Genomic DNA, 3,976 nt, shown 5'->3' on the forward strand with positions numbered 1-3,976 from the left:
CGCCGCCCCCGCGGCTGCCCCCCTCCCCGGGCGCGGTCACCTCGGCGCGCACCCCCCCCTCCCCCCCCCCCCCCCGCGGCCACGTGCTCAGCCCGCGAACACGGCCTTCATCACCGACCCGTCGGCCACCCTGGCGAGCGCCTGCGCGTGCTCCTCCAACGGGAAGACCGTCACCAGGCCCGCCAGGTCGAAGCGGTCGGTCAGGGCCGGGAGCAGCCGGACGTACTCGACCACATGGGCGCCGGAGAACGCCCAGGAGCCGACCACGTCGAGCTGGCGGAAGACGATCTGATGCGGGTTCAGCAGGGTGTCCCCGGCGTCGGTGTACTGCCCGATCACCAGGTACGAGCCGCCGCGGCGGACCAGGGAAAGCCCCTGGGACACCGCCGCCGGCACGCCCGCGCACTCGATGACGAGGTCGGCCCCCCGCCCGCCGGTGGCCGCCAGGACCTCCGCGAGCACCTCCGCCGGGTCGGCGGCGCCCGCGATGTCGATGTGCACGTCGCCGATGCCGGCCTCCGCGGCCAGCCGCAGCCGCTCCGCCGGACCGCCGACCAGCACCACCCTCGCGGCGCCGGACAGCTGCGCCAGGGCGGCGGCGGCCAGGCCCACCGGGCCGCTGCCCTGGACCACCACGGTCTCGCCGAGCCGGACGGGGCGGCGCTCGAAGAGGGCGTGCACCACCGTCGGGCCGGCGCAGGCCAGGGACATCGCGGCCAGCGGGTCGGTCGAGCGGTCGAGCGCGACGACCGTGGTGCCCGGCTGCAGGACGATGTGCTCGGCCCACGCGCCGGACAGCGCCGGCTCCCGGGTGGTCGGGCGGTTGACCCCGTAGGTGCGGCGGTTCTCGCACAGGGTCGGCTCCCGGTACTGCCGGCAGGGCACGCACGTCCCGCAGGCGATGGACGACGCCCACATCACGGTGTCCCCGACCCGCAGCGGCGCGCCCGTGGCGTCCACGGCCGTGCCGGGGCCGAGCTCGTGCACCACGCCGAGGCCCTCGTGGCCCAGCACCAGCGGCAGCGGCACCGCGAGGTGGCCCTTCTGCAGGTGCAGGTCGGTTCCGCACACCCCGCCGTACCGGCATGCCACCACCATCCCGCCCGCCGGGGCGGCGAGCAGGTCGAAGGTGCGCAGCGCCGGCGGGCGGCCGAACTCCTCCAGGACCAGGGCACGCGAGGACGGTCCGCTCGACCCGCTCATCGGACGGCTCCTTCCAGTGCGGCCAGGAAGGGCCCGTCGAGGGCGGTCAGCGGCGCGGTGTCGCGCAGCACCACGTGCTCAGGGCGCGGTTCGCCGGTCCAGCTCGGCAGGTTCGCGGTGTCGTTGAAGGTCGCGATCAGCAGGCGGCGCGGGAACGGCGACATGTTGGGGGCCGAGCCGTGCACGATCTCCGGCGAGAACAGCACGATCGAGCCGGCCCGCCCCTTGGGGCTGGTCATGCCGTGCTCGCCGACCAGGCCGGCGAGCTGGTCCGGGGTCAGCGCGATGTCCTCGGGGTCGAGGTGGAGGTCCGACCTGGCGTCGGCCCGGCGCCCGTCGTGCACCAGGCCCGCCCGGTGCGAGCCCGGGACGAAGATGACCGGCCCGTTGAACTCGTCCACGTCGTCGAGGAAGACGCCGACGTTGACCTGCCGGGGAGCCGGGAGGTTGTCGGCCGCCCGCCAGGCCGCGTAGTCCTGGTGCCACGACCACCGCTCACCGCCGAAGGCCGGCTTGGCGTTGATCTTGAACTGGTACAGGTAGACGTCCTCGGAGAGGAGCTGCTGCACCGGCCCCAGGACGCGCGGGTCGCGCATCAGCGCCGCGAACTCCGGCCGGCGCAGGTGCGACGCGTACACGGCCCGCACCGCCGTGCCGCCGTCCTCGGCGATCCGGTGCGGTCCGGGGACCTCGCAGTCCCGGTCGAAGGCCTCCCGCAGCGCCGCCACCTCGGCGGCGGTCAGGACGGACTCCAGGAGGACGAACCCGTCCTCGCGGTAGCGGTCGATCAGTTCCTTGCCCATCACTCTTCGCCTCTTTCGTGCGTCGCGGAGCTCGGCTGCTGCCGGCTCAGCCCATGAAGTTGCCGCCGTCGACGATCAGTTGCTGTCCGGTGAGGTAGCGGCTGCGGTCACTCACCAGGAACTCCAGGGCGTCCGCGACGTCCGCGGCCGCCCCGATCCGCCCGAGCGGGATCCCCTCCAGGACCCGGCCGCGCGGCTCCGGCTCGTCGAGCCGGTACCGCTCGACGACCTCCGGGGTGTCGGTGAAACCCGGCACGAGCACGTTGACCCGTACCGCGGGTGCCAGCTCCAGGGCCAGGCACCGGCTGAACTGGAGCAGGCCGGCCTTGCTCGCACAGTAGTTGGCTCCGTTCGGCCGCGGCCGGAGGGCCGTCGTCGCACCGACGCAGACGATCGAGCCGCCGCCCGCGGCCACCATGGCCGGCGCCAGCGCCCTGGTCAGACGGAACGGTCCGGACAGGTTGGTGGCGACGACCTCGTCCCAGTCCTCGTCGGACAGGTCCAGGACCGGCCGGTCCCGGTTGACCCCGGCGTTGTTCACCAGCACCGCCGGCGCCCCGTGGTCCGCCAGGACGCGCTCGCAGGCGGCCCGGACCGCGGCGGGGCGGGTCAGGTCGACCCGCACCGCCTCGATGCCGCCGCCGCTCTCCTCGACGGCCGCCCGGGCGGCCCGTTCGTCGCCGCGGTACAGCGCCACCACGTGGTGGCCGAGGTCCTGCAGCCGCCGGGACAGGGCGAGTCCGATGCCGCGGGTGCCGCCGCTCACCACGGCCGTCCGGCCGCCCATCTCAGAACGGCCTTGACCCGGCGATCGCCGCGCGGTCGACGACGCGGCGGTGCGGGTAGTAGTCGGAGGTCGCGTAGTGCTGCACCGCTCGGTTGTCCCAGAACACCACGTCCCCGGGCTGCCAGCGGAAGCGCACCTGGTACTCGGGGTACTGGACCTGCCGGAACAGCTCCCCGAGCAGTTCCTCGCTCTCCGCCTCCGCCAGGCCCTCGATGTGCGTGGTGAAGATCGAGGTGACGAAGAGGCTCTTGCGGCCCGTCCGGGGGTGGGTGCGGACCACCGGGTGGGCCACCGGCGGGAACAGCTCCTGGAAGTGCCGGCGCTGTTCGTCCGTCAGCAGGTCCCGGTAGTTCGCCGACGGGGTGAAGTCGTGGACCGCGCGCAGGCCCTCCAGCCGGGCCTTCAGGTGGTCCGGGAGGTTGTCGTACGCGGCCGCGGTGTCGGCGAAGAGCGTGTCGCCGCCGGCCCCGGGCATCTCCACCATCCGCAGGACGGCGCCCAGCGGCGGGTTGGGGATCCACGGGAAGTCGTGGTGCCAGACGTTCTCGAAGCCCGGGTTGTTCGAACCCTTCTCCAGCCGAACCACGTCCTGGGAGGCGCCCTTGGGCAGGAACGGGTGCTGGTCGATCTCGCCCCAGTGGGCGGCGAACGCCCGCTGCTGCTCGTGGGTCAGCTCCTGACGGCGGAAGAACAGGACCTTCCACTCCAGCAGGGCCCGGTCGAGCTCGTCGAAGACCTCGGGGGTCAGCGGCTCGGCGAGGTCCAGCCCCTCGATCTCCGCCCCGATCAGCGGACCGCACGGGTGGACGGTGAAGCAGGTGTAGGGACCTCCCTGCTGGCCCTCGGCCAGCCGTTCCAGCACGCGCGGGCCGTGGTGGTCCCCGCGGCCGTCGATGCCGTGGCGCACCAGCGCCCGGATCTGCTCGTGCCGGTCGCCGGTCCGGGTGCCGGACTCGGCCGCGCTCGGTGCTGTCGTCATGGTGCTCTCTCCGTCGGGTGGGGTGGCGGTACGGGCGGACTGCGCGGGCGGGGCCGTCATGCGGCGGCCGCCGGCAGCGGGGAAGGGGCGTCGGTCCAGTGCCGGGCGACGTGCTCCAGGCACTCCTGGCGGGTGCCCGCCGGCCGGACCGCGGTCCAGCCGGCGGGGACATCCACGAAGCTCGGCCAGAGCGAGTGGCGGCCC

The 3,976-nt window shown here is 74.3% G+C and carries 5 protein-coding genes; all 5 read right to left on the minus strand.

The annotated features are described in order from the left end of the window. Positions 1-87 precede the first annotated feature (87 nt). Positions 88-1,203 (minus strand): zinc-binding dehydrogenase, encoded by a 1,116-nt coding sequence (locus ACFV0G_RS05845; protein WP_380542216.1) that lies wholly within the window; start codon positions 1,201-1,203, stop codon positions 88-90. Further along, positions 1,200-2,006, minus strand: coding sequence for a phytanoyl-CoA dioxygenase family protein (locus ACFV0G_RS05850; RefSeq protein WP_380542219.1), 807 nt, complete (start codon positions 2,004-2,006; stop codon positions 1,200-1,202). The genes ACFV0G_RS05845 and ACFV0G_RS05850 overlap by 4 nt, the downstream gene beginning before the upstream one ends. A gap of 46 nt (positions 2,007-2,052) precedes the next feature. Beyond that, positions 2,053-2,793: an SDR family NAD(P)-dependent oxidoreductase gene (locus ACFV0G_RS05855; RefSeq protein ID WP_380542222.1), complete on the minus strand. Its 741-nt coding sequence runs from the start codon at positions 2,791-2,793 to the stop codon at positions 2,053-2,055. Position 2,794: 1 nt separating this feature from the next. Continuing rightward, complete coding sequence (locus ACFV0G_RS05860) at positions 2,795-3,772, minus strand: TauD/TfdA dioxygenase family protein (RefSeq protein ID WP_380542225.1); 978 nt, start codon at positions 3,770-3,772, stop codon at positions 2,795-2,797. Between the two features lie 56 nt (positions 3,773-3,828). Then, positions 3,829-3,976, minus strand: a 148-nt coding sequence (locus ACFV0G_RS05865; protein WP_380542228.1) for an MbtH family NRPS accessory protein, incomplete at its 5' end; no start/stop codon positions are given.

The organism is Kitasatospora sp. NPDC059571, from assembly GCF_042735675.1.
In the GTDB taxonomy this organism is placed as follows: Bacteria; Actinomycetota; Actinomycetes; order Streptomycetales; family Streptomycetaceae; genus Kitasatospora.

Bases quoted from the DNA above. Each gene is read 5' to 3' on its own strand.
- ACFV0G_RS05845 (WP_380542216.1), bottom strand. From the start codon at position 1,203: ATGAGCGGGTCGAGCGGACCGTCCTCGCGTGCCCTGGTCCTGGAGGAG.
- ACFV0G_RS05860 (WP_380542225.1), bottom strand. From the start codon at position 3,772: ATGACGACAGCACCGAGCGCGGCCGAGTCCGGCACCCGGACCGGCGAC.
- ACFV0G_RS05850 (WP_380542219.1), bottom strand. From the start codon at position 2,006: ATGGGCAAGGAACTGATCGACCGCTACCGCGAGGACGGGTTCGTCCTC.
- ACFV0G_RS05855 (WP_380542222.1), bottom strand. From the start codon at position 2,793: ATGGGCGGCCGGACGGCCGTGGTGAGCGGCGGCACCCGCGGCATCGGA.